This is a genomic window from Sphingobium sp. AP49 (assembly GCF_000281715.2).
GTDB lineage: Bacteria > Pseudomonadota > Alphaproteobacteria > Sphingomonadales > Sphingomonadaceae > Sphingobium.
In genome coordinates, this window is the sequence record NZ_CP124576.1 from 3961785 (window position 1) to 3986118 (window position 24334).

At 64.2% G+C, this 24334-nt stretch carries 17 protein-coding genes; 9 read left to right on the top strand and 8 right to left on the bottom strand.

The annotated features are described in order from the left end of the window. Nucleotides 1-53: 53 nt before the first annotated feature. Nucleotides 54-821, bottom strand: a complete 768-nt coding sequence (locus PMI04_RS18725; RefSeq protein WP_007710623.1) for a FadR/GntR family transcriptional regulator — start codon at nt 819-821, stop codon at nt 54-56. 230 nt (nt 822-1051) lie between these two features. Between PMI04_RS18725 and araD1 the strand changes: the two genes are divergently transcribed. The 8 genes from araD1 to PMI04_RS18765 all read left to right on the top strand — a co-directional run bounded on the left by araD1 (nt 1052) and on the right by PMI04_RS18765 (nt 14552). Then, nucleotides 1052-2044 carry an AraD1 family protein gene (gene araD1, locus PMI04_RS18730; protein WP_007710621.1) on the top strand — a complete coding sequence of 331 codons (993 nt, stop codon included), beginning with the start codon at nt 1052-1054 and terminating at the stop codon, nt 2042-2044. A 4-nt stretch (nt 2045-2048) separates the two neighbouring features. Then, the gene (locus tag PMI04_RS18735) at nt 2049-2975 is read left to right on the top strand and encodes a Gfo/Idh/MocA family oxidoreductase (protein WP_007710619.1); all 927 of its coding nucleotides are present in this window, start codon (nt 2049-2051) and stop codon (nt 2973-2975) included. 19 nt (nt 2976-2994) lie between these two features. Then, nucleotides 2995-4560, top strand: a complete 1566-nt coding sequence (locus PMI04_RS18740) for an alpha-L-arabinofuranosidase C-terminal domain-containing protein (protein ID WP_007710617.1) — start codon at nt 2995-2997, stop codon at nt 4558-4560. Between the two features lie 82 nt (nt 4561-4642). Next, nucleotides 4643-5671, top strand: coding sequence for an arabinan endo-1,5-alpha-L-arabinosidase (locus tag PMI04_RS18745; RefSeq protein ID WP_007710615.1), 1029 nt, complete (start codon nt 4643-4645; stop codon nt 5669-5671). 52 nt (nt 5672-5723) lie between these two features. Further along, nucleotides 5724-7154, top strand: coding sequence for a glycoside hydrolase family 43 protein (locus tag PMI04_RS18750; protein ID WP_007710613.1), 1431 nt, complete (start codon nt 5724-5726; stop codon nt 7152-7154). Nucleotides 7155-7412: 258 nt separating this feature from the next. Beyond that, a complete protein-coding gene (locus PMI04_RS18755) occupies nt 7413-10256 on the top strand; it encodes a TonB-dependent receptor (protein ID WP_007710611.1) in 2844 nt (947 codons plus the stop codon). 121 nt (nt 10257-10377) lie between these two features. Beyond that, nucleotides 10378-12405, top strand: coding sequence for a discoidin domain-containing protein (locus PMI04_RS18760; protein ID WP_007710609.1), 2028 nt, complete (start codon nt 10378-10380; stop codon nt 12403-12405). Nucleotides 12406-12536: 131 nt separating this feature from the next. Next, nucleotides 12537-14552: a hypothetical protein gene (locus PMI04_RS18765; RefSeq protein WP_007710606.1), complete on the top strand. Its 2016-nt coding sequence runs from the start codon at nt 12537-12539 to the stop codon at nt 14550-14552. Here the strand turns inward: PMI04_RS18765 and PMI04_RS18770 are convergent. From PMI04_RS18770 to PMI04_RS18800, 7 genes are all read right to left on the bottom strand, one after another. Then, complete coding sequence (locus PMI04_RS18770; protein WP_007710603.1) at nt 14539-15231, bottom strand: TfuA-like protein; 693 nt, start codon at nt 15229-15231, stop codon at nt 14539-14541. The genes PMI04_RS18765 and PMI04_RS18770 overlap by 14 nt on opposite strands. Then, nucleotides 15228-16406: a YcaO-like family protein gene (locus tag PMI04_RS18775; protein ID WP_007710602.1), complete on the bottom strand. Its 1179-nt coding sequence runs from the start codon at nt 16404-16406 to the stop codon at nt 15228-15230. Before PMI04_RS18775 ends, PMI04_RS18770 begins: the two co-directional genes overlap by 4 nt. Continuing rightward, the gene (locus tag PMI04_RS18780; protein WP_007710600.1) at nt 16403-16675 is read right to left on the bottom strand and encodes a hypothetical protein; all 273 of its coding nucleotides are present in this window, start codon (nt 16673-16675) and stop codon (nt 16403-16405) included. The genes PMI04_RS18775 and PMI04_RS18780 overlap by 4 nt, the downstream gene beginning before the upstream one ends. A 100-nt stretch (nt 16676-16775) precedes the next feature. After that, nucleotides 16776-17090, bottom strand: coding sequence for a hypothetical protein (locus tag PMI04_RS18785; RefSeq protein WP_007710598.1), 315 nt, complete (start codon nt 17088-17090; stop codon nt 16776-16778). A gap of 72 nt (nt 17091-17162) precedes the next feature. Further along, entirely contained in the window at nt 17163-19394 is a 2232-nt protein-coding gene (locus PMI04_RS18790) for a hypothetical protein (protein ID WP_157178125.1), read from the bottom strand. A gap of 95 nt (nt 19395-19489) precedes the next feature. Continuing rightward, entirely contained in the window at nt 19490-20812 is a 1323-nt protein-coding gene (locus tag PMI04_RS18795) for a peptide MFS transporter (protein WP_007710594.1), read from the bottom strand. Continuing rightward, on the bottom strand, nt 20809-22086 hold the full coding sequence (locus PMI04_RS18800) for an amidohydrolase family protein (RefSeq protein ID WP_007710587.1): 1278 nt from the start codon (nt 22084-22086) through the stop codon (nt 20809-20811). Before PMI04_RS18800 ends, PMI04_RS18795 begins: the two co-directional genes overlap by 4 nt. Before the next feature lie 64 nt (nt 22087-22150). Here PMI04_RS18800 and PMI04_RS18805 point away from each other — a divergent pair, with 64 nt between their 5' ends. Further along, nucleotides 22151-24325, top strand: coding sequence for a penicillin acylase family protein (locus tag PMI04_RS18805; protein WP_037486526.1), 2175 nt, complete (start codon nt 22151-22153; stop codon nt 24323-24325). The last annotated feature ends 9 nt before the right edge of the window (nt 24326-24334 follow it).

The following is a 24334-nucleotide window of genomic DNA, read 5'->3' on the forward strand; positions in this document are numbered from 1 at the left end:
CCCGGCCTTTTTCTTTGGGTTGTTTTGTTAGGCCGCCTACGGAGCCCCCCCCCTCAGCGCCCCATCGTGCTCGCCGTGTCCTCCAGCGCGAGGTCGACGAGCACACCCATCGCCTCGGCCGCCGCGACCGGATCGCCCGCCGCGATCGCATCATAGACACGGACATGGTCGGGGATCGGATTGCGCGGCAGCGCGCGGGCGCGCTGCTTGAATTGGGTGGTCCAGTTGACCGCCGCGCCGATGCTGGCGGTCAGCGTCAGCAAGGCATCATTGCGCGTGGCGTTCAGGATCGCATTGTGGAAATCGCGGTCGGCCGCACGGCCCGCCTCGGTCGCCAGCGTATGGCGGCGCATCGCGGCAAGTGCTTCCTTCATGATGCGCAGATCCTCCTTGTCGCGCCGCGTCGCCGCCAGTCGAGCCGCCGCCGGCTCGACGATGGCACGCAGTTCGAACAGGTCGCGCACGAACTGGATGTCGGGTTCGCCGGCAAAGGCCCAGGCGAGCACTTCGGGGTCCAGCAGGTTCCAGCGATTGCGCGGCAGCACGCGGGTGCCTGCCTTGGGCCGGCTTTCGACCAGCCCCTTGGCAGTCAGCACCTGGATCGCCTCACGATAGGCGCTGCGCGATACCTCCAGTTCCTCGGCAAAGGCGACCTCGCCCGACAGCGTGTCGCCGGGCTGATATTGGCCGGACAAGATCGCCATGCCCAGCTTGTGCGCGATCGCGCCGTGCAACCGGCGGCCGGGGCCGCGCGTCGCCTTGACGCCAGCACCTCCATTGTCCGCCCCTGCCCCATTTTCAGGCGGCTTGCCCTGTCCCATTCATGCTCCTCTCGGCCCGCCCCTTGCCAGGCATGGCTCTTCTTAAAAGACAATCATTGCCATTACCATCTTCCTGTAATATGTCGGAGTAATTAAGGGATGGAAAGGGAATAAGGCGGCCCGGCACAGCCGACCGCTCGCCCTTCCAGGCAGCGCGCCGCCATGGCGCAAAGCGGGATTGTCTAGCCAATACCAGCGCCGCGGATCGGCGCGCGGGAGGAGAGTTTTTCATGACATTGCGTCTGTTGCAGCACCGCGCCGAAAACGGCGTCCGGTCCGTGATCGCGGCCGAAGGTGACACCGCCCATTTCGTCCCCGGCTTCGACAGCATCCGCGCGCTCGCGCTGCATGCCATCGACCGCAAGATCAGCCTGGCCGAAGCGGTCGCCGCCGCGGGCAAGGGTGATGCTGTCAACATCGCTGTCGCTTTCGAGGCTGGTGAACTGCTCGCCCCGATCGACCATGAGGATGGCGCCCATGTCCAGCTGACCGGCACCGGCCTCACCCATCTCGGCTCGGCCGAGGGTCGCGACAAGATGCACCGCGAGGCGGCCGCTGCCGAAAAGCAGACCGATTCGATGCGCATGTTCCTGGAAGGGCTGGAAGGCGGCAAGCCTGCCGCCGGCCAGGCCGGTCAGCAGCCCGAATGGTTCTACAAGGGCGACGGCTCGCAGCTGGTCGGGCCGACCGATCCGCTGACCATGCCCGCCTTTGCCAAGGATGGCGGCGAGGAACCGGAAATCGCCGGCATCTACATCATCGGTCCCGACGGCATGCCCTATCGCCTCGGCCTCGCGCTCGCCAACGAGTTCAGCGACCATGTGACCGAGCGGCACAATTATCTGTGGCTCGCCCACTCCAAGTTGCGCCAGGCCTCGCTTGGCCCGGAACTGCTGGTCGGCACGCCGCCTGAACATATCGAAGGCACCAGCCGCATCCTGCGCGACGGCCAGACCATCTGGGAAAAGCCGTTCCTGTCGGGCGAAGGCAATATGTCGCACAGCTTCGCCAATCTGGAACATCATCATTTCAAATATGACCTGTTCCGCCGCCCCGGCGACGTCCATGTCCATTTCTTCGGCACCGCCACCCTGTCCTTCAGCGACGGCGTGCAGACGCAGGAAGGCGATGTGTTTGAAATCATCGCCGCGCCCTTCACCCTGCCGGTGCGCAATGCGCTGCAGCGCGCCGAACCTGTCGAAGTGACCGTGCAGGCGCTCTGAAGCGATGGACCCGATCCGCATCGCGATCATCGGCATCGGCAAGATTGCCCGCGACCAGCATGTCCCCGCCATAAACGGGAACAGCGCGTTCAGTCTTGCCGCGACGGTCAGCCCGCATGACGCCGGGCTGGACGGCGTGCCGCACCATAGCAGCCTGGACGATCTGTTGGAGCAGGGGCCGGCGGTCGATGCGGTCGCGCTCTGCACCCCGCCCCAGGTCCGTTATGATCTGGCGGCACAGGCTTTGGCCAAGGGCGTCCATGTCTTCCTGGAAAAGCCGCCCGGCGCGACCCTGGCTGAAGTGGCCGCGCTCAGCGCCCGTGCCGACAAGGTCGGGGCCAGCCTGTTCGCGGCCTGGCATTCGCGCTTTGCCGCCGGCGTCGCGCCGGCCCGCGCCTGGCTGGCCGAACGGCGGATCGACAAGGTATCGATCATCTGGCGCGAGGATGTGCGCGTCTGGCATCCCGGCCAGGCCTGGATCTGGCAGCCCGGCGGCCTGGGCGTATTCGACCCCGGCATCAACGCCCTGTCGATCGCGACCCATATCCTGCCCCGCCCCTTCTTCCTGAAGGACGCGACCCTGGTGCTGCCGGAAAACCGCGCGGCACCGATCGCCGCCGATATCCTGTTCCGCGACACCGCCGGCGCTGAAATCCACATGGATCTCGACTGGCGCCAGACCGGCCCGCAAAGCTGGGACATCATCGTCGAGACCGACGCCGGCCCATTGAAGCTCAGCCATGGCGGCGCCGTGCTGTCGCTGCCCAGCGGCACCGAACATGGCGAGGATATCGAATATGCCGGCCTCTACAGCCGCTTTGCCACGCTGATCCGCGGCGGCCGCAGCGATGTCGACACCGATCCGCTGCGCCTGGTCGCCGACGCCTTCCTGCGCGGCAAGCGCGAGACCACCGACGCATTTCACGACTGAGTTTCGAGAGGAGAGAGGAATGTTGAAAGCCCTGCGCCGTACCACGGCTGCGCTGCTGCTGTGCGCTACCGCGCTCGCCCCAGCCGCGCACGCCCAGACCGGCGGCAAGCCGACCACGGCGACGATCCACGCCGACCAGCCCGGCGCCGTCTATGACAAGCGCGTCTTCACCCAGTTTGCCGAGCATCTGGGCAATGGCATCTATGGCGGCCTGTGGGTCGGCAACGACAAGTCCATTCCCAACACCAACGGCTTCCGCAACGACGTCGTCGCCGCGCTGCGCAACCTCTCTGTGCCGGTCATCCGTTGGCCCGGCGGCTGTTTCGCCGACGAATATCATTGGCGTGAAGGCATCGGTCCGAAGAAGGATCGCCCGGTCAAGATCAACACCCATTGGGGTGGCGTGACCGAACCCAACACCGTCGGTACCCACGAATTTTTCGAGCTGCTGCGTCAGGTCGGCGCCGAAGCCTATATCGCCGGCAATGTCGGCAATGGCACGCCGCAGGAAATGGCCGAGTGGGTCGAATATATGACATCGCCCGCCGGCACCCTGGCCGATCTGCGTGCCAAGAACGGCCATAAGGAACCCTGGGCCGTTCCCTATTTCGGCATCGGTAACGAGCTGTGGGGCTGCGGCGGCAATATGCGTCCCGAATTCGCTGCTGACGAGACCCGTCGCTATGCCACCTTCGTCAAGGCGCCTGCCGGCACCAAGATCATGAAGGTCGCCGCCGGCGCCAATGTCGACGACTATAACTGGACCGAAACCATGATGCGGGTCGCGGGCGACAAGCTCGATGGCGTCTCGCTCCATTATTATGTCCACCCCGCCGGCGGCTGGCCGCCGCGCGCACCCGCCGTCGACTTCGACGAAAATGGCTGGGCCGACGCGCTTAACGGCGCGATGCACATGGACGAGTTGATCACCAAGCACAGCGCGATCATGGACAAATATGATCCCAAGAAGCGCGTCTTCCTGGCGGTCGACGAATGGGGCGCCTGGTATGCCCAGGATCCGGGCACGCATCCCGGCTTCCTGCGCCAGCAGAACACGCTGCGCGACGCGCTGATCGCCTCGATCCATCTCGACATCTTCGCCAAGCATGCCGACCGCGTCCGCATGACTGCGATCGCGCAGATGGTGAACGTGCTGCAGGCGATGATCCTGACCGACGGCAAGAAGATGGTGCTGACGCCCACCTATCATGTCTTCGAGATGTACAAGCCCTGGCAGGACGCCACCGTGTTGCCGATCGACATCCAGACGCCCTGGTATGCGAAGGATCAGTACACGATGCCGGCGGTCAGCGGCTCGGCGGTCAAGGGCAAGGACGGCAAGGTCCATGTCGGCCTGTCGAACCTCGATCCGAACCAGACCAACACCGTCACCGTGAAGCTGGATGGCCTGAGCGCCAGCGGCGTCACCGGCCGCATCCTGACGGCGTCGGCGATCAATGCGCATAATACGTTCGACGCGCCCGAAACCGTCAAGCCCGTCGCCTTCACCGGCGCACAGGTCAGCGGCGGCACGCTGACCGTCGCGCTGCCGCCCAAGTCGGTGGTCGTGCTCGAACTGCAATAAGGCTTTTCGCCAACTGGGTGGGCGGCTCCTCGGGGCTGCCCACCCATTTTTCGTTTTCGATAATTTGGGGAGAGGCCGGCAGATGCGGCAGACCATCATCACCTTGGCAAGCCTTGCCCTGCTGGCCGGCAGCGCAATCGCGCAGGCACCCACCGAGCCGCCCGCGACCACGCTCAACGATCGCCTGACCGGCGACCTCGTCCCCACCCATGATCCGGTCATCATCCGCGAGGGCGGCACCTATCATGTCTTCAGCACCGGCCATGGCGACCGTCTGATCGAGACGCGGACCTCGCCCGACCTCATCCACTGGACCGCCGGCAAGCCGGTCTTCACCGCCCTGCCCGACTGGGCCAAGCAGGCGATACCCGGCAGCAACGGCATGTGGGCGCCCGACATTTCCTATGTGAACGGCCGTTACCGCCTCTATTATTCGGTCTCGACCTTCGGATCGAACCGCTCGGCGATCGGCCTCGCCACCAGCCCGACACTCGACCCCAAGGCGAAAAATTTCGGCTGGCGCGACGAGGGGCTGGTCGTCATGTCGACCAAGGAAGATGATTATAACGCGATCGATCCCAATTTCATCATCGACCGCGACGGCCGCCACTGGCTGAGCCTCGGCAGCTTCTGGACCGGGATCAAGCTGTTCGAGCTGGACCCGAAAACCGGCAAGCCCCGGGGCGCCAATGCCAAGCCCTATTCGATCGCCCGCCGTCCGGCCCCGACCGGTGGCCCGGCCCCGGTCGAGGCCCCCTTCATCGTCGATCATGGCGGCTATTATTGGCTGATGGTCAGCTATGACTATTGCTGCAAGGGCGTGAACAGCACCTATTACACCGTGATGGGCCGCTCCAAGGCCATCACCGGCCCCTATCTGGGCAAGGATGGCAGCCCGCTGATGGAAGGGGGCGGCACCATCTTCCTGCGCGCCGACCTGCAGGAACAGCAGCGCTTCCGTGGCCCCGGCCATGCCGGCTGGCTGCACGATCGCGATGGCAAGGACTATGTCGTCTACCATGCCTATGACAAACAGGCGAACGGCGCCCCCACCCTGCGTATCGCGCCGGTGCGCTGGGGGGCTGACGGCTGGCCCGTTGCCGATTATTGATCCAATTGTCCGACTATCGCCGCGTCCCGCCGCGGCTTCAGGAGAGAAAAGCATGAATTTCGCCCTGTCCCGCCGTGGCTTCATCGCCAGCACCGCCATCCTGTCGGCCGCGCCGATCGCCGCGCGCGCCGGTGCCGCCACGCCGACCGCCGCCGCAGTACCGGTCAATCCGCTGGTCAAGCAGCGCGCCGACGCGCAGGTCTTCCTGCACGACGACGGCTATTATTACATGACCGGATCGGTGCCCGAATATGACCGTCTGGTGCTGCGCCGGTCCAAGACGCTGGCCGGCCTTGCAACCGCGCAGGAAGCGGTGCTGTGGCGCCATGAGGCAAGCGGCCCGCGCTCCGGCTTCATCTGGGCGCCCGAACTCCACCAGATCGACGGCACATGGTATATGTATTTCGCCGCCGGCCCGAGCGGCGGTGGCGACGACGTCTTCCGCATCCGCACCTATGCCGTGGTGTGCGACGGCGCCGATCCGATGACCGGCAAGTGGCGCGTGCTGGGCGAGTTCCAGGCACCCTGGGACAGCTTCAACCTCGATTCGACCAGCTTCGTCCATAAGGGCGTGCGCTATTTCGCCTGGGCACAGAAGGAACCGGGCATCGAAACCAATTCCAACCTCTATATCGCGAAACTGGAATCGCCGCTGAAGCTGGCGAGCAAGGCGACCCGCCTGACCGTGCCGACGCTCGACTGGGAAGTGCGCGGCTACAAGGTGGCCGAAGCCCCCGCCGTCCTGCATCGCAACGGCCGCCTGTTCTTGACCTATTCGGCCAGCGCCACCGACGCGCGCTATTGCCTGGGCATGTTGACCGCAGACGAGAATGCCGACCTGCTCGACGCCAAGAGCTGGACCAAGTCGCCCCAGCCGGTGTTCAAGACCTGCACCGAAACCAGCGTCTATGGCCCCGGCCACAACAGCTTCACCGTGGACGAGAAGGGCCGCGACATCCTGGTCTATCATGGCCGCGACTATGCGGCGATCCAGGGCGACCCGCTGTTCAACCCGGACCGTCACACCCGCGTCCAGCGCCTCTATTTCCAGGCTGACGGCACCCCGGACTTCGGCGTGCCCGTGGGCAATGGCGCCATGCCGGAACGGTTCGTCTCAGCCGCTGATCCCAAGACGCTGCTGGCGCATCAGGGCAGTGACCTGATCGCGGGCAACCCCGCACTCGCCCAGACCCAGTTCCGCCAGTCGCCCGGCCGCGCCGGGGCCAAGAGCGTCATGCTCTCGCCGATCCTGCTGCCCGACCATTATCTGATCGCGGCCAAGGACGGCACGGTCAGCCTGATGAAGGACGATCGCAGCGCCGATTTCGCGCTGCGCAGCCAGTTCGTCCGGTTCGAGGATGCAGCCCAGGGCACGGTGCGCTTCGCCACCATCGCGGCCGCCGGCAAGCATCTCGCTGCGATCGACGGCCGCATCGGCCTTGCGCGTGCCAAGGATCCGCGCGCGCAGTGGTACGCCGACTGATTGCGACTCACCGAGTCTGACAAATAGGGCCATGGGCCTGTGCCGTGAAATTCGGTGCAAGCCCATGGCCTTTCGGCTTTTTATGGCCCGAAACCCGCAGAAAACCGGGCCTGTCACGATGCGGCAAAATTGCCACAGATGCGCCATGTAGCGCAGTTCCGACCCAATATTTCACTTGCGCTTCTCAGCATGTGGAAATAATTAGTCCGAGTAATTCGTGGGTATGGCAATGGGCCAGCCCTTTGGGGAGGACTTGAAATGGCTATTAGGCCGATCGCACTCTGTTCCGCTTCCATCGTCGCCCTGACGCTGTCGAGCGCCGCCTTCGCACAGGCCGACGCCGCGCCGCAGTCGGTCGCACAGGACGCCCCTGCCGATGATAATGCCGACATTGTCGTTACCGGCGTGCGCGCCTCGATCGTCGGCGCGCTCAACGTCCGCAAGCAGTCGACCCAGATCGTTGATTCGATCGTGGCCGAGGATGTCGGCAAATTGCCCGACAATAACGTCATCGAAGCGCTGCAGCGCGTGACCGGCGTGCAGGTGACCAACCGTACCGGCGGCGAAGCATCAGGCATCTCGATCCGTGGCCTGCCCGACGCGCTGACCACCCTCAACGGCCGCAACATCTTCACCGCCGCCGGCCAGTCCTTCGCACTGCAGGATATTTCGGCGAACCTGGTCAAGCAGGTCGACGTCTACAAGACCCGGTCGTCCGACCAGATCGAAACCGGCCTGGCCGGCCAGGTCGACGTCCAGACCCGGCGTCCGTTCGATTTCGACGGCTTCGCCATTTCGGGCCTGGCCCGTGGCATCTACAATGAACAGGCCGACACCTATAACCCCAACGTCGCGCTGCTGGTCAGCGACCGCTGGGAAACCGGCATCGGCGACATCGGCATCCTGGTGAACGGCAGCTACAGCCGCACCAAGTTCCGCGACCAGACCGTCACCGCCGGCGCCTTCGTGCCGTTCGCGGACATGAATCCGGCAGATGGCACTGGCCTGACGCCCTTCCAGCGCATCTTCCCCGCCGCACGCGACAATGACGGCAATTTCATCGTCGCGCCGACGCTGGGCGAATGGACCCCCGGCCTGGATTACGGTCTGCCCACCGCCGCCGGTTCGACCATGAAGGTCAACGGCGTCGACACCCCTTATTATCTGTCGCGCGACGCCGCCTTCAGCTCCGACCTCTATGGCAAGCGCGAGCGTCCGTCCTTCAACGTCGCCCTGCAGTGGGCGCCCAACAGCAGTTCGGTCTACACCGCCGAAGTCTTCTATTCGGGCTATCGCGGCAACACCTTCAACAGCCTGCAGTTCAGCTTCGTCGACTATTGGGCCAATCCGCAGGCGCCGACCCTGTATGACGGCACCAACATCGTGAAGTCGCGCGTCGCCAACGACGTCTATGGCTTCAACAGCGGCGACTATAACCAGAGCAAGACCGACAGCTTCGTCTATGCCTTGAACGGCAAGTGGGATCTGGGCGATCGCGGCAAGATCATCGGCGACATCGCCTACCAGACCAGCAAGGTCAAATCCTCGTTCATCGCCATGCGGACCGATCGCGTCGCGGATTCGATCAATGTCGACTTCAACGCCGGCGGCGGCATCCCCTCCTATCATTTCAGCGATGATTCGCTGTTGACCGATCCCAGCGTCTGGAACGTCGCCCAGCTCTATGACAATGCCAATCGCGATGAAGGCAGCGCCATCACCGGCACGCTCGATGGCTATTACACCTGGGACGAAGGCTTCCTGCGCCGCGTCAAGGCGGGCCTGCGCATCGATCAGCGCAAGGCATCCAACTATGTCCGCACGCAGGATCGGGGCGCTCCGCTGGTCGGCACCAATCTGGCCGGCCTGGGCGAAGACGCACAGTTCACCAACAGCGACTTCTATCAGGGGCGCGCCGATGTGCCGTCGAGCTGGACGCTGGCCAATGGCTATTGGCTGCACGACAATGCCGATCTGGTCCGTGGCCTCTATGGCCTGACGACGTCAGATCAGCTGTCGCTCGAAAAGACCTTCAACATCGATGAAAGCACCATCGCCTTCTATGTTCAGGCCGATGGCGAAGTGTCGATCTTCGGTCGTCCGCTGAAGGTTGAAGCGGGCGTGCGCTATGTCACCGTCGATACCGACTATGACTTCTTCGACCGTTACAATAATGGCGCCCACACCGGCGTGTCCTCCTATTCGGACAAGTGGCTACCCAGCTTCACTGCCAGCTACGAAATGACTGACAAGCTGCGCCTGCGCTTCAACTATGGCGAAACTCTGCGTCGCCCTGATTTCGGTTCGATCAACCCCAACTACAGCCTGACGGGCGATCTTACCAATGTCGGCTATGGCAGTGGCAGCGCGGGCACGGCGAACCTCAAGCCGACCCAGTCGAAGAATTACGACCTGGCGCTGGAATGGTATTTCGACCGCAACAGCGCGATCACCCTCACCGGCTTCCGCCGTGAGATCAAGGGTCTGGTCGTGCCGTTGACGGTGATGGAATATATCCCGAACAACGGCATCGAAGCCGGCGCGACGGACTATTTCGCGATCACCCGTCCGGTCAACGCATCGAACGGCGTGCTCAAGGGCGCGGAACTGGGCATCACCTACTTCCCCAACTATCTGCCCAGCTTCCTCAACGGCCTGGGCTTCGTGGGCAGCGTGACCTGGCTCGACTCCAAGCAGAATATCCCGACGGCAGACGATGCCGGCAACATCACCGGCCAGGCAACGTCGTCCTTCTTCGGCGTGTCGGACTGGTCGTACAACGCGACGCTCGCTTATGATAATGGCCCGATCGGTGCGCGCCTGTCCTATATCTGGCGCAAGGAGTTCCTGGCGAACAACGAAGCTCGTCTGTTCGCCAACCCGATCGGCGTGTGGCGCAATCCGGAAAAGAGCCTGGATCTCCAGCTCACCTGGAACGTCAACGATCGCCTTGGCCTGACCTTCGACGCGGTAAACCTCACCAAGTCGAAGCAGCAGACCTATTACAAGTTCGACGATGTCGGCGGTCCGGACGAGTTCAACCTCGGCACCACCCTGATTGCGCGCACCTTTGCGCTGGGCGCCCGCTACACGTTCAAATAAGTGCCCGATGGGGCGCGGCGTCTCCTCGCCGTGCCCCATTTTCATGGCGGCCGTCCCGGGAACCTCTCCAATATCCCGGGACGGCCGCCATATTTGTTTCAAAGATACAGGGAGACGGACGATGCGCGTGACGAGGATGCTTCTGCTGGCAGGGGCTGCCATGATCGGCGTCGGTGCTGCCTCTCCGCCGCCCTCGGCTTCGCTCGATACCCGCGCGATCGCGCTGCAGCGTTTCGGCAATGACGCCCCCTGGTATCAGGATCGCATCCCCTTCTTCGAATCCGCTGACCCGCAGATCGACGCCGTCTATTATTATCGCTGGTCGCTCTATCGCGCGCATCAGCGCGACCTGGGCGAAGAAGGCTATATCTCGACCGAATTTCTCGACGATGTCGACTGGCAGCGCCATCCCTATGCCAGCCTCAACGATGCGACCGGATTTCACCTGGCCGAAGGGCGCTGGCTGAACGACCGGCGCTTTGCCGACGACTATATCCGCTTCATGTATCGCGGCGGCAATGACCGCCACTTCACCGACTATATGGCGGACTCGGTCTGGGGCCGTTACCTCGTCGATGGCGACAAGGCGGGCGTGCTCGAACATCTGCCGGTGATGCGTCACATCTACCGCCTGTGGGACGAGAAGCTCGACTTCGACAAGGGGCTCTATTTCGTCGAGCCACTGCTCGACGCGACCGAATATACCGTCTCCTCGATCGACGCATCGGGCGGCAAGGACGGCTTCCGCGGCGGCGACGCCTTCCGCCCCTCGGTCAACAGCTATATGTATGCCAATGCCCGCGCGCTGGCGAAGATGGCGACCATGGCCGGCGACACCGCCATGGCGCAGGAATATGAGGCCCGCGCGCTGGCGCTGAAGGACCATGTCCTCGCCGACTTGTGGAGCGAGACGCTCGGCCACTTCATCGACCGGCATCAAAGCCGCAAGAACCCGCACGTCAACTATTGGGATCCGATCCGCAATCGCGAACTGGTGGGCTATCTCCCCTGGATGTTCGACCTGGTCCCGGACGAGGCGAAATATGCGGGCGCCTGGGCACATCTGCTCGACCCCGCCTCGCTCGCCGGCAAGGCGGGCATGCGCACGGTCGAGGCCAATTACGAATATTATATGCGGCAATATCGCTATCTGGGCGATGCGCGCGAATGCCAGTGGAACGGCCCGATCTGGCCCTATCAGACGACCCAGGTGCTGATCGCCATGGCCAACCTGCTCGACCATCACCGCGAGCAGGGGCCGGTCAGCCGCAGCGATTATATGCGCCTGCTGCGCCAATATACCGCGCTCCATTATCAGGGGAACCGGCTGGACCTGGAGGAGGATTATGATCCCGAGACCGGCAAGCCGATCGTCGGTCTGGACCGCAGCCATCATTATTTCCATTCGGGCTATAATGACCTGATCCTGGGCGGGCTGGTCGGCATCCGCCCGCGCGCCGACGATATGCTGGAGGTGAACCCGCTGCTCCCCGATGCTGGCGATCCGCAGGCGCTGGCCTGGTTCCGGGCGCAGGACGTGCCCTATCATGGCCATCGCATCGCCGTGACCTGGGACGCCGACGGCAGCCATTATGGCCGGGGCAAGGGGCTGTCGGTCGAGGTCGACGGCAAGGAAGTCGCCCGGCGCGAGACGCTAGGCCGGATCGAGCTGCCGATAGCGCGCGTCGCCAATGCGCCCGTGGCCCGGCCGATCAACCGTGCGGTGCAACTGGTACGCAGCCAGTTCCCAATGGGCAGCGCATCGAGCAACAGCGACCCCGAAAATGTCCATGACGCGATCGACGGGCGCACCTGGTTCTTCCCCGAACTGCCCAATGGCTGGTCCTCGGCGCCGGGCAAGGCGGAACAATGGTACGCCATCGACCTGGGCAGGCCCACCGCCCTGTCCCGCACTGAACTGGCCTTCTTCGCCGACGGCCGGCAATTCGCGACGCCTGCCAGCTATCGCCTGCAGGCGATGGTCGATGGCCGCTGGCAGGACATCGCCACGCCAAAGGGCGCGCCGCTTGCCAACGGCATCAGCACCTTGCGCTTCCCCATGCTGCAGGTCAGCAAGGTGCGAGTCCTGATGCGCCCCTCCGGCGCCCGGGCCGTGCGGCTGGTGGAGTTCAAGCTCTTCGAGACCTGAGCACTGCTCTCCTCCAGGCATATCGTAACGCCTCCCAAACGGATCGTCGCGCCTGCGACAAAGCTGTGTTAGGGCTCGCCGGCGAGGCGGGCCTGCATGGGCCGTCAAATTAGAACAAAGGGCGTGCTTTTGTGACGGCTGGCGAGCCTCCGTTCCGGTTCCGATTACTCGGCGATTTTCGGCTGATCGACGATATGGACGGCATCGACTGTACGCCGCGAAGCCGCAAAAGCTGTGCAATACTGGCATATCTCGCCCTGGAACCCGACCGCCGTGCCAGCCGCGAGCGACTGGTCGGCCTGCTCTGGAGCGATCGCGGCGAGGAACAGGCGCGGGCGAGCCTACGCCAGGCCCTGACCGAATTGCGCAACCATCCCAGCGCGCCGGCGATCCGGATCGAGCGACGTGATCTCCATTTGATCGAAGAGCGCTTTTCCAGCGACATCGGCCGGTTGTTGCACTGCGCCGCTGCGTCAGACCTCACCGCCCTTGCCCAGGCGCTTGATGGCGCAGGCGGCCCGATCCTCGATGGTCTGGAAGGACTGGATCGCAGCTTTGACGACTGGTTGTTCGTCGAACGGCAGCGGTGGCGCGAACGGATCGTCCAGGATGTATTGAATGCGGTCGAATATGCCGGCAAACCCGCCGATCTCGATGTATGCCGCAACATATTGACCGCATTGCAACGACTGGACACAGGCGATGAACGGATCGCCCGGCTGGGTATGGCGCTGGACCAGCGCGCGGGCGACCATGCCGCGCTTCACCGCCGCTATCGCCAGTTGGAGGCCGGACTGCGGCGCGATCTGGACGCCCCGATTTCGTCCGACACGGAAAGGCTGTTCCGCGAGCTGACGACCGTCGGACCAGTCGCCGTCCGCACGGCAAACACACCCGCACAGCCCAGCAGCGCTCCGTTCACAAGACCAGGCGTCGAACCACCTATCCTTGTCATTTCCCCCTTCACCCTGATCGGGGATGGCGGTGCGGACGGCGCACTGCTGACCGGTATCTGCCATGACGATCTGCAGACCGCATTGGGCTGCATGCGCGACCTGCGTGTCCTGTCGGTCGAGGCGCCGTCCGCCGAACGGATGAAGGCCGCCACCTCCGCATCAATCGCCAGCTATGCGCTGGACGGGTCGGTGCGCGCCGACGGCGATGGCTGGCGTATCAATCTGCGCATGACGCGCATCGACAGCGGCTTCCTGGTCTGGACGCGCCAGTTGACCGTGCGTCAGGCCGAACTGATGCCCGCCATCGACGATCTGGTCGCGCGCATTGCCGGTGCCATTCTGCCAGTGGTGGAACGCGACGTTGGCCGATTGATGGAAGGCAGCACGCCCTGCGAATCATCCGCCTATCCGCTTTATTTCGCGGCCCGCACGACATTATTAGGCGCGACGAGCCTGGCCGACGTCCGCGCCGGGGCCGACCTGCTGGAACGCGCCATCGTACAGGATTCGCGGCTCATCAACGCCTATCTGCAGCTGGCCCGTCTCTACAATACCGACTTCATGCAGCTGATGGCCGGGCATGATCCGGCGCCGCTGCGTGCCCGCGCCTTCGACCTGTGCACGCATGCGGTGGCGCTTGAACCGACCCATGGCGGGGTCCAGTCACGGCTCGCCTGGTGCTATCTGCGGCGGGGCGATGTGCGCCAGGCCATGCAGGGCTTCATGGCCGCACTGGACATGACGCCATTCCATGCCGACGGCCTTAACGAAATAGGCTTCGGCCTTATCCATCTGGGCGCGATGGATGATGCGCACCGGCTGATCGCGCGCGCCTTTGAACTCAATCCCTTTCCGTCCGACGAATATTTTTCCGACCTCGCCGTCTTCTTTGCTCTGGCAGGTGATCATGATGCGGCAGAAGGACAGTTCGAGATCGGTCGAAACCCCTCCATCCATTATCTGGCGGTGCGTGCCGCCAATCTGGCCATGCTGGGCCGCAAGGCCGAGGCGCAGGCCCTGGTCGAGCAATTGCGCACCCGCTTCCACGCTATCTGGCAAGGAACACAGCCGCCGCGCGACGGCGATCTGGTTACGACCATCCTGCAGTTCCTGCCACTGCAGGGCGCACGGGAACGAAGCCTGCTTCTCGATGGCCTCGAACGGGCCGGGCTGCATGTTAGTCCGGATTAACCTCCGCCCGCAGGCTGCGCAGAAAGAAAGTCTGCGGCGGCGGCGCCACCTGCGGTGGTGTGACCGGACGGGCGATCGCGTCCACCAATGCCTCGGCATCGTCGCGCTTGAGGCTCAACCTCTGGTCGATCATGGCCGGCACCCGTCCCGTCTCCTGCCTGAAGGCATTGAACAATGTCGCCCAGGTCCGATCGCGAAAATTGGCCCGCCGCGCCAACCGTAACAGCAGCACTCGGTCCGCATCGGCGACCGACGCCTGCCCGATCGCATGTTCGGCATCGACCAAAGCCAAAGTCAGGGCGCGATGGCCCAGCGCCGCGGGCGCGTGGCTCACCATCACGGCATCGTCCCGCTCGATCCGCCCGGCCAGATACTCCTGCGCGATCTTCCCGATTGGAATCATGCCCAGCGGCGCCAGTTCGGCGGCACGCAAGGCACCCAGGCTGGCTGCGCCAAAGACCGCCACACCCAATGCCATCGCCTGGATAATTTCCTTGTGCCAAACGGAAGGCGCTGTTTCAAACAGCCCGTCAATCAGGCCGATCACGACATAGCCGTCATGCGCGGCGCGCAGGATATCCCCCCGCCGCGCCGGTCCGCGCACGACCACATGCTCAGGCACCGGTCGGACAGAGCCGGCCAGGCTGGGTCCGGCAAAGACGATCGTCCGAACATTCATGCCGCGCCCCCCGGTTGCGCCCCGGCCCCCGCTGATGTGGGACGGTCATGATCGCCAAAACCGGGCACCAGCAGCTTGACCACGTCGATGCCGATGTCCGCACGGGTCAGATCGACGCAAGCCACCGCCGGCAGGCTCTGTTCCGCGCACCGCTCCAGCATCCAGGCCAGATCCGCCTCGCTATCCCGGTGGCTGTGGGACGGCACGCTCGACCAGGGGCGCCGGGCCGGGGCGAAGTCCAGCATCGACAGCATGAAGCCCGTCCGCTGTTCCCCTGCCTCGATATAGCGGGTCGGATCAATATCGTCGCGCGCGCCGGCAATCAGCGCCGCACGGGTCTGGGCCGCCTCGCAAATCGCGCGGGCCAGGGCGACGCCCGCATCGGGATGGCAGCCCGCGCCCATCGCCGGCGGCAGCACAACCGTCCGGGCGGCGCCCAGTTCGATGATCGAACAGCCGATCACCGCAACGCCGGTGGGGCCGGTCATATCCCATAGCGAAAGCGAAAATCCCGCCCGTCGCACGCGCGCGATCAGCCATCGCCCCAATCGATCCGTGATGCTATCCACATCCAGCGCACTCGCACGCCGGGCGCGTGGCCCCCGTTCCAGCCAACGCGCATGGCCATCGCGCTCGATCGCCTCGCACAGGGCGGATACGCGGGCCTCGGCAAGGCTATTGCCCGATGCCAGGCCATTGCTGTTGGGCCAAAGGTCGGACTCCGGCACGATCGTGAAATCCATCGATACCAGCCCGTGCGGAACACGCAGCGGCCGGCCCGACAACAGGTCTACCCCGTCTACCCAGCCACGCGCGCGCGCCGGATCGAAGCGCGATGCCTGTTGGTCGGCTTGCGTCATGCCCGACCAAAGTCGGGCTTCGCCATCGTTGGGAACCGCATGGCTCGTCGGCCGACAGGTTTCGGCATGATGGAGTTCGATCGCCTCCATCAACGCCGAGACGCGCGCAGCGTCTGGCGTGGCCCCCTTTCCCTGCGAAACGGACAGCGAAAGTGACAGAGGGCGCACCGCCTGGAAAACCGGAATGCCGATCCGGTCGAGGCCCGTAATGTCCGCAAGCCGGGTTACACCTAACGCGCGGGCCACAGGAGCGACCCGCGCGAGGGTATCTGCCGGTCGGCGCGAGCGATGCGCGCCGCGCCGAAACGGCTTCATGCGAAATCGGGGCGGCCGGATCCGATATCAGCGAAATAGGCGCGGGTCGCACGCTGCTGATCCGGCATGGCAACCGCTTCGAGCTTGGGCTGCCCCTCAGCAAATAACGGTTCAATACCGGCGAGCGCGGCCTGCGCTTCAGCACTATCGTCCGTGGCATCCAGATAATGGATCTGATCGACGAAGGCATAGCCGATCAGCTTGGTCGGATCAGCCGGGTCCGTCAGCTTGATGACATAATTGGCTTCGGATTCGTAGGATTCAGCCATAAAATACCCCCTATGGTCAGCATGGAACAATCAATTACGGGATCGAAATAACCGAGTTTGCAAGGACCATAAAGAAAGGCCCGTGCCAACGGTCAAATATTCACGCATAGCCAAAAGGTTCGGCCGATCGCTTCACATACATCGCCTTGCCGTTCGGGCTGACCGATACACCCCAATATAGTGCATCCGTTCGGCCCGGATCGATCGAAATGCGTACATCCTTTCCGGGCAGTTCGACCTGCACCGGATCATTTCCTGCAGGCAGGTTGAGTTCCAGCGTGTGGGCGAGGCCAAGCTGCGTGCGGGTCTTCACATGATCCAGCCAGTGAACCAGACGATCGCCCACGGAAATGCGGACGCTATCGTCCTTGAATCCTTCCTGCAGGGCCAGCATGATCTTGCGGTCGTCGGACATTGCGTAATCCTTCTGCTTGAATTGGAATCTCCCACCCAGCAGCGCTCAGGCCGCATGGGCGTCGCTGGCTATTCAGATGCTCATGCCATTGGCCTTGTCGGCCAGGATGCGCCTCATATCCTGGCTAAGCGCGAACCCTCTCAGCGCCTCGGTCGATCGGCTCGTGTCCAATGCCAGCGCACCGTCCTGCACGGCAGGCACAGGCCCGCCGTCGGTCGCCCGGGCGAGCTTGGGCGCCTCGCGCAGGAAGCGCGTATGGCCGACCGCGTTGACGAGTGCATCGGCACCGCCCTCCGTCGCGATCGCCAGCAAGTGGCGCGCTTCCTTGAGATCGGCCTGATATACATCGACCCTGCGCGCCCCGGCCGCAGGCGTTTGCCCAGGCTTGGCCGCGTCATCGACCTGCAACAGCTTATATTCGTCAGCCAGTGGTCCCGCGAGCGCCATGGCGGCCTGCCGGGCTGCGGGATGATGACGCATGCGGGCCGCCGCCTGCAGCACATCCACCACGGCCCCAACGCCGCGTGTCCCGCTGACGGCCAATACCTGGCCGACCTGGGCGGTGAACATATCCTGGGCCAGCTTCTCCTCGTCCCGATGGAGAGGCGGCTCGACCTTGATCTCCAGAGCATTGGACAAGACCGACCGGCCGTCGATCACGAGCATGGCCTGCACCAGGTAACGCCCAGGCTCGGCCATGTCCCATCCGTTGCGGCCGGCGCCGATCAACAGGCTATCATACAGCGCTTCACCTGGACCCAGGATGATTTCAAGGCTTTCCCCGCAATGGCGGGAATAAGGCGACCACTGACGGGCCGGCCGGCCATCCTTTTTGATGATGAGGGTCAGCCCATCCCGTTCAGACAGGCGTGCCGCCGACGCCAGCCTGGGCCGGCCGGCGCGATTGACGAGCGCCATCTCCACGACGGGCGGCAGAAGGAAGGGCAGTCGATTGTCCCGGAAATTGGTCGAGAGAGTCAGCGCAAATTCTTCATTCCGATCCATCTCGATCCGTTCAAATCCGTGACCATCGAACCAGTCGGCATTCCCCATCTGCACGAACCGATCCGGCGCGTGCCGCATGAACAGCAATTCCGGATCGGAAAAGCGGAACGCGAAATCCGCGAAAAATGCCGCCTGGCCGCCCGCGACCGCATAGGGATAGTTCATGAAGCTGCGCGCTTCAGGATCGTTGGGGAGCGGAATCCAGGGGGTGCCCAGCGCCGCCTGCCAGCCATGGGCCAGACTGAAAGCGTGTCCCACCTCATGCGCGGCGGTCCAGAACCGCATACGCTCGATCCAAGCGGCCGCGCCGGGATCTCCCGCCGGTGGGTTCGCAATGAAAGCATCGGTAAAGATCGCCGTGCCCCGCCGATGATCCGCCCCGATATCATCGAACATGATACCGCCAAGGCTATCGCCCTGAACATGGAGCGAGGCGAACAGCACCCACAGCGACCATTGCGGCTTGTCGGCGAAGCGCGACCAATAGATTTGCATCGCATCATGCAATTCCTGATCGGTCCAGCGCTGATCGGCTCCGCCCGCCCCCAGCGGGATCGTCCCGCCCTGGGGCGATGCACTGATATTGAAGCCGGCACGCCGATAGACGGTCTCCAGACTCAGCGTCTCCTGCTCCAATGTCGCGGGACGATTGGGATGCCCATGCGTGTCGATTTCCGTCACCCTGGTCGCCCCGGCCACGGTGTCATATTCAAATTCACCAGGGTGAAAATAGCTGGATGCAAAGTCATAGTGGCGCATGAAGCTGGCGGCACCACCGCCCGAAAAGATCGCTTCGACCTTGCGCTGGACGCTCAGGAGGCTCTTCGTCACCTTGATCGTGACATGCGTGTGCGGAATGGCATTGCTGTTGCCAGCCTTGAACCAGATTGGCCCGGCATAGCTGTCAGGCCCTGTTTTAGTCAGCGTGGCTACCCAGTTTGCGACAGGGCCAAACGCCCCGGCACGCGCGCCACTGACGGCCATTTGCGGATAGCGGCCATCAACATCCAGCCGTAACTCCTCACGCGTGTATAACGTCAACGCATTGATATCGTCATCGAAGATGTCGTCGAGCGGCCAGCGCTGGTCGGCCTCTGCCCAAGGCCTGGAAAGCGGCTGCGGGATCGGACGCATCGGCGCCCGCATCGACCGGGAGAAGCTGTACAGGCCGCTGGCATGCACCAAAAGCGGAGGAAGGGATGCCGTCTGCAATGACAGGCCGAGCTCAAAGGGGACGAAATCTGCGGCAGGCAAATCGTCACCGTCAAGATCGGCGGAATCGAAATCGGCTGTCATCATTCCCTCCTTACGGCGTGCGCCGCACTCGCAGGACGGGAATGGCATGGTCAGTGTGAGGACAACCGCGAACGCAGCGTGAAAAAAACGTCAATCCGTCAGGTCGGGCTGTCCCGGAATATGGAGCGGCACAGAAAGATCGCCCCGGTCCCGGCCGCCATCGCCGCATGGAGCAGCCAGAATTGCGGTCCCGTCAGTACGGCATAGAAGCCCCCTACCCATCCCGCGATGATATTGCCGAAGAAGAAAATCAGATAATATAGGCCCATGCCCCGCCCAGCGAGCGACGCCGGCGCAAGCCGCGTGAACATGGCCAGGCTGACCGGCAGGATGTGAGCGAAGCCGATGCCGTTGAGCAAATGGAAGGATAGCGCCCACAACAGCGAAACCCGTCCATCTGGTCCGGCCAGCGACGCCGCCAATGCCAGACAGAGCATCCCACCGGTGGAGAAAATCGATCCAATCGCAATCTTGGCCACCTCATCAGGTTCATGGCGGTAACGGCCGTACCAACGATAGAAAAAAGGCAAACCAGCGAGAAGTGCGAGCCCCAGCCCCGCATCCAGCGCGACCAGCCAACTGGTCGGCATGCGCATGCCGGCAATGCCGAAGGCGAAATGCTGATCGCCCCATAACAGATAAGCGTTGAATATCTGATTGTTCGGGACGATTGCCACGGCAAATACCGGAACCAGCAGGATCAGCAGGATCAACCGCCGGCGATCCTGCCGCATTGGTGCGCCCCTATCTGCCCTTCCCCGCTGATCTCTGCTATCGGCGGGCAGGTAGGTGCGACCGGCCCAATAGATGAGAGTGGCCACCAGCATGCCGATCCCCGCGGCGGCGAAGCCATAATGCCAGCCCCAGCGTTCGGCGAGTGTGCCGATCACCAGCGGCGCCGCGATCAGCCCGAGATTGATGCCGAGATAGTAAAGCTGGAAGGCCCCGGCGCGGCGCTGGTCATGCGGCGCATAGAGCGCGCCCACCTGACTGGCGAGATTGCCCTTGAACATGCCGCTGCCCAGCACCAGCAACAGCAGGGCGAACAGGAAGGTGGCCTGGATCGCCATCAGGAAATGACCGGCCATCATCGTCAATGCGCCCAGTAGTACCGTACGATGCCGCCCGAGCAGCCGATCGGCCAGCAGCCCACCCAGGATCGGCGTCACATAAACGCTGGCGAAATAGGTGCCGACGATCGCGGACGCCAGCGGCTGGCCATCCAGCCCACCATAAAGGCGACGGAAAGCGGCAAAGAAAAGCACGCCATCGCTCTGTCCCGGCTGCAGAAGATGCTTGACCAGATAGAGGGCCAGCAGCGACTGCATGCCATAATAGGAAAAACGCTCCCATGCCTCGGTAAAGAGCAGATAGGCCAGGCCGCGCGGATGGCCCAGGAAGGCGCGATCGCTCTCGATCACGGCTGCGCGCCCGGCCCCTTGTAGATGACGCCGTCCTTCATCACGAAGCCGACCTGGCGCAGCACGCCGATGCTGCGGGTCGGATCGCCCTCGACCGCGACGAGATCGGCCAGCAGACCCGGCTTCACCGCGCCCAGCCGGTCGGCAATCCCGATCAGGACCGCATTACCGCTGGTTGCCGCGACCAGCACATCCAGCGGCGCCATGCCGGCGGCGGCCATCAATTCCGCCTCGCGCGCATTGTCGCCATGGGCAAAGACGCCGACATCGCCGCCTACGCACATCGCCACGCCTGCCGCCCGCGCGCGCGCAAAGGCCTGGCGCGATTCCGTCACTGCGGCGGGCGCGGGTTCACTGCCGTCCCAGCCGCGATAGCGCGCGATGGCATCGGACGCCGCCAAGGTCGGGCAATAGCCGACAGCATGCGCCTTCATCAGCGCAAAGGTCGCGGCGCTGCCCTCATAGCCATGCTCGATCGTGTCGACCCCGGCCAGGATCGCCCGGCGCATCCCCTCATCGGTGGCGGCATGGGCCGCGACCTTGCGGCCGGCGCTGTGCGCAGCCTCGATCGCCGTCGCCATTTCCGCCTGGGTGAAGGTCGGCCGGCTCGGCTCGCCCTTGCCCCAACGATAATCGGCATAGAGTTTCACGACGTCGGCGCCTGCCGCGATCTGCCGCCGCGCCGCCGTCACCAGATCGGGACCGCCGGCCTCCTCCGCGCCCAGCGGCACGACGACGCCCGGCTCGAAACCGCGCGGGCCATAGGCGCCCGGCGCCACCAGCGCCCGCGTCGCGACCAGCATGCGCGGCCCCGCTATGATCCCTTGTTCGATCGCCTGCTTGAGGCCGACATCGGCATAGCCCGCCCCTTCGGTGCCCAGGTCGCGCACGGTGGTGAAGCCCGCCATCAGCGTCGCCCGTGCCGACACCGTAGCCCGTGCGGTGCGCAGCGCCAGCGGCTCGTGCAGCACCTGATCGTCCCAGCTTGTCTCGTTATAGGGGTGCAGGAAGAGGTGAGAATGCCCCTCGATCAGGCCCGGGAGCAGGGTCTTGCCGGACAGGTCGATGACGGTCGTACCGGAAGGGGCATCGATCCCCGGTCCGGCGGCCTCGATCCGGTTGCCGCGCACCAGCACCGCCCATCCGCGATGCGACGTCGCGCCATCGAACACGGCATCGGGGCGCAGCAGATAGAGCGCCGGCGCGGCCTCCTCCGCCCCGGCCGGCATCGGCGCGACGAACAGAAAGGCCAGCAGGATCAAAAGCCTGTGCATCGATATCATTCCCCTTGGCGGAGGCTGCTTGCGCCGCCCCGCCCCCTTCACTACTCCCCTCTCTATGACGAAATTCCTGCCGTGCGCCACCTCCCTTGCGGGGGTCCTGGTCGCTCTTGCCGCCTGCCCCGTTCTTGCCCAATCCCCGTCGGCGCTCTCGCCGGCCAAGGTCACCATCACCCGCGACCAGTGGGGCATCGCCCATGTCCATGGCGCGACCGATGCCGACGCGGTGTTCGGCATGGTCTATGCCCAGGCCGAAGACGACTTCAACCGCATCGAGACCAATTATCTGGTCAATCTTGGCCGCCTTGCCGAAGCCGAGGGCGAGAAGGCGATCTGGCAGGATCTGCGCCAGCGCCTGTTCATCGATCCCGCCCGGCTGCAGGCCGATTATGCCCGCAGCCCGGCCTGGCTCAAGAAGCTGATGCAGGCCTGGGCCGACGGCCTCAATTATTATCTGTCGACCCATCCGATGGTGAAGCCGCGCGTCATCACCCGGTTCGAGCCGTGGATGGCGCTGAGCTTTACCGAAGGCAGCATCGGCGGCGATATCGAACGGGTGCCGCTGACCCAGCTACAGGCCTTTTACGAGAAGAAGCCGGTCGCGCTCTCCATGCTGGAACAGGGCCTGGCCTATCGCGAGCCGCAGGGATCGAACGGCTTTGCCATCGCGCCGTCACGAACGGAAGGCGGCCATGCGCTGCTGATGATCAACCCGCACACCAGCTTCTTCTTCCGATCCGAACTGCAGATGAGCAGCGACGAGGGGCTGGACGCCTATGGCGCCGTCACATGGGGTCAGTTCTTCATCTATCAGGGCTTCAACCGTCATATCGGCTGGATGCACACGTCGAGCGGCATCGACAATGTCGACGAATTTGCCGAAACGATCGTGCCGCAGGGCGATCGTCTCTTTTACCGCTATGGTAAGGAATTGCGCCCGGTCATCGAAAAGACCATCGCCATTTCCTATCGTACCGAAGACGGCAAGCTCACCCAGCGCGCCTTTACCGGCTACTCCACCCATCATGGCCCGATCGTCCGGACCGAGGGCGACAAGTGGATTGCCTTCGCGCTGATGAACAAGCCGGTGCCGGCGCTGGAGCAGAGCTATCTGCGCACCAAGACCAGCGATTATGCCAGCTTCCTGAAGGTCGCGGAGAATAAGGCGAACAGCAGCAACAACACGCTGCTGGCCGACGACAAGGGCGAGATCGCCTATCTCCACCCGCAATTCGTGCCGATCCGCGACGATCGTTTCGATTATACCAAGCCGGTCGACGGCAGCGATCCGGCGACCGACTGGCGCGGGCTGCACGACCTGTCGAGCCTGCCACAGGCAGTGAACCCCAAGGGCGGCTGGGCGATGAACACCAATAACTGGCCCTGGACCGCGGCCGGTGCGGACAGCCCCAAGCGCGAGGCCTTTCCCCGCTACATGGACCAGGCCGGCGAAAATCCGCGCGGCCCCCATGCGCAGATCGTCCTGTCGGCCAATGACCGCTTCACCCTCGATAGCCTGATCGGTGCGGCCTATGATCCCTATCTGACCGGCTTTGCCCGGCTGGTGCCCGGCCTGATCGCCGCGCAGGACAGAGCGCAGGACGGGGCGCCCGATCCCGCGCTGGCCGACGCGGTGCAGAGCCTGCGCGGTTGGGACTATAAATGGAGCCTGACCTCGACCCAGACCTCGCTCGCGGTGTTCTGGGGCGAGGCGCTGTGGAAGGCGGTAGCGCCGGCCGCCAAGGAAGCGGGCCTGTCGACCATCGACTATATGGCGACCCGCGCGACCGATGCGCAGAAGCTGGCGGCGCTGCGCGAGGCGGTCGAGCGGCTGACCGCCGATTTCGGCAGCATCGCCGTGCCCTGGGGCGAGATCAACCGCTACCAGCGCAATGACGGCGCGATCGTCCAGACGTTCGACGATGCCAAGCCCAGCACCCCCATCCCCTTTGCCTCGTCGCAATGGGGATCGCTCGCTGCCTTCGGCGCGGTGCGCTATCCGGGGACGAAGCGCTATTATGGCACGAAGGGCAACAGCTTCGTCGCGGCGGTCGAGTTCGGGCCGAAGGTCGTCGCCCGCGCGGTCAGCGCCGGCGGCGAGAGCGGCGATCCCAAGTCGCCCCATTTCGCCGACCAGGTCGACCTCTATGCCAGGGGCGATCTGCGCCCGGTCTATTTCTACCCCGAAGATATCAAGGCCCATGCCGTCCGCAGCTACCGGCCCGGCGAATAAGGACATGAT

Coding starts and splice junctions, on each gene's coding strand:
- PMI04_RS18725 (WP_007710623.1), bottom strand. CDS start 821: ATGGGACAGGGCAAGCCGCCTGAAAATGGGGCAGGGGCGGACAATGGA.
- araD1 (WP_007710621.1), top strand. CDS start 1,052: ATGACATTGCGTCTGTTGCAGCACCGCGCCGAAAACGGCGTCCGGTCC.
- PMI04_RS18735 (WP_007710619.1), top strand. CDS start 2,049: ATGGACCCGATCCGCATCGCGATCATCGGCATCGGCAAGATTGCCCGC.
- PMI04_RS18740 (WP_007710617.1), top strand. CDS start 2,995: ATGTTGAAAGCCCTGCGCCGTACCACGGCTGCGCTGCTGCTGTGCGCT.
- PMI04_RS18745 (WP_007710615.1), top strand. CDS start 4,643: ATGCGGCAGACCATCATCACCTTGGCAAGCCTTGCCCTGCTGGCCGGC.
- PMI04_RS18750 (WP_007710613.1), top strand. CDS start 5,724: ATGAATTTCGCCCTGTCCCGCCGTGGCTTCATCGCCAGCACCGCCATC.
- PMI04_RS18755 (WP_007710611.1), top strand. CDS start 7,413: ATGGCTATTAGGCCGATCGCACTCTGTTCCGCTTCCATCGTCGCCCTG.
- PMI04_RS18760 (WP_007710609.1), top strand. CDS start 10,378: ATGCGCGTGACGAGGATGCTTCTGCTGGCAGGGGCTGCCATGATCGGC.
- PMI04_RS18770 (WP_007710603.1), bottom strand. CDS start 15,231: ATGAATGTTCGGACGATCGTCTTTGCCGGACCCAGCCTGGCCGGCTCT.
- PMI04_RS18775 (WP_007710602.1), bottom strand. CDS start 16,406: ATGAAGCCGTTTCGGCGCGGCGCGCATCGCTCGCGCCGACCGGCAGAT.
- PMI04_RS18780 (WP_007710600.1), bottom strand. CDS start 16,675: ATGGCTGAATCCTACGAATCCGAAGCCAATTATGTCATCAAGCTGACG.
- PMI04_RS18785 (WP_007710598.1), bottom strand. CDS start 17,090: ATGTCCGACGACCGCAAGATCATGCTGGCCCTGCAGGAAGGATTCAAG.
- PMI04_RS18790 (WP_157178125.1), bottom strand. CDS start 19,394: ATGATGACAGCCGATTTCGATTCCGCCGATCTTGACGGTGACGATTTG.
- PMI04_RS18800 (WP_007710587.1), bottom strand. CDS start 22,086: ATGCACAGGCTTTTGATCCTGCTGGCCTTTCTGTTCGTCGCGCCGATG.
- PMI04_RS18805 (WP_037486526.1), top strand. CDS start 22,151: ATGACGAAATTCCTGCCGTGCGCCACCTCCCTTGCGGGGGTCCTGGTC.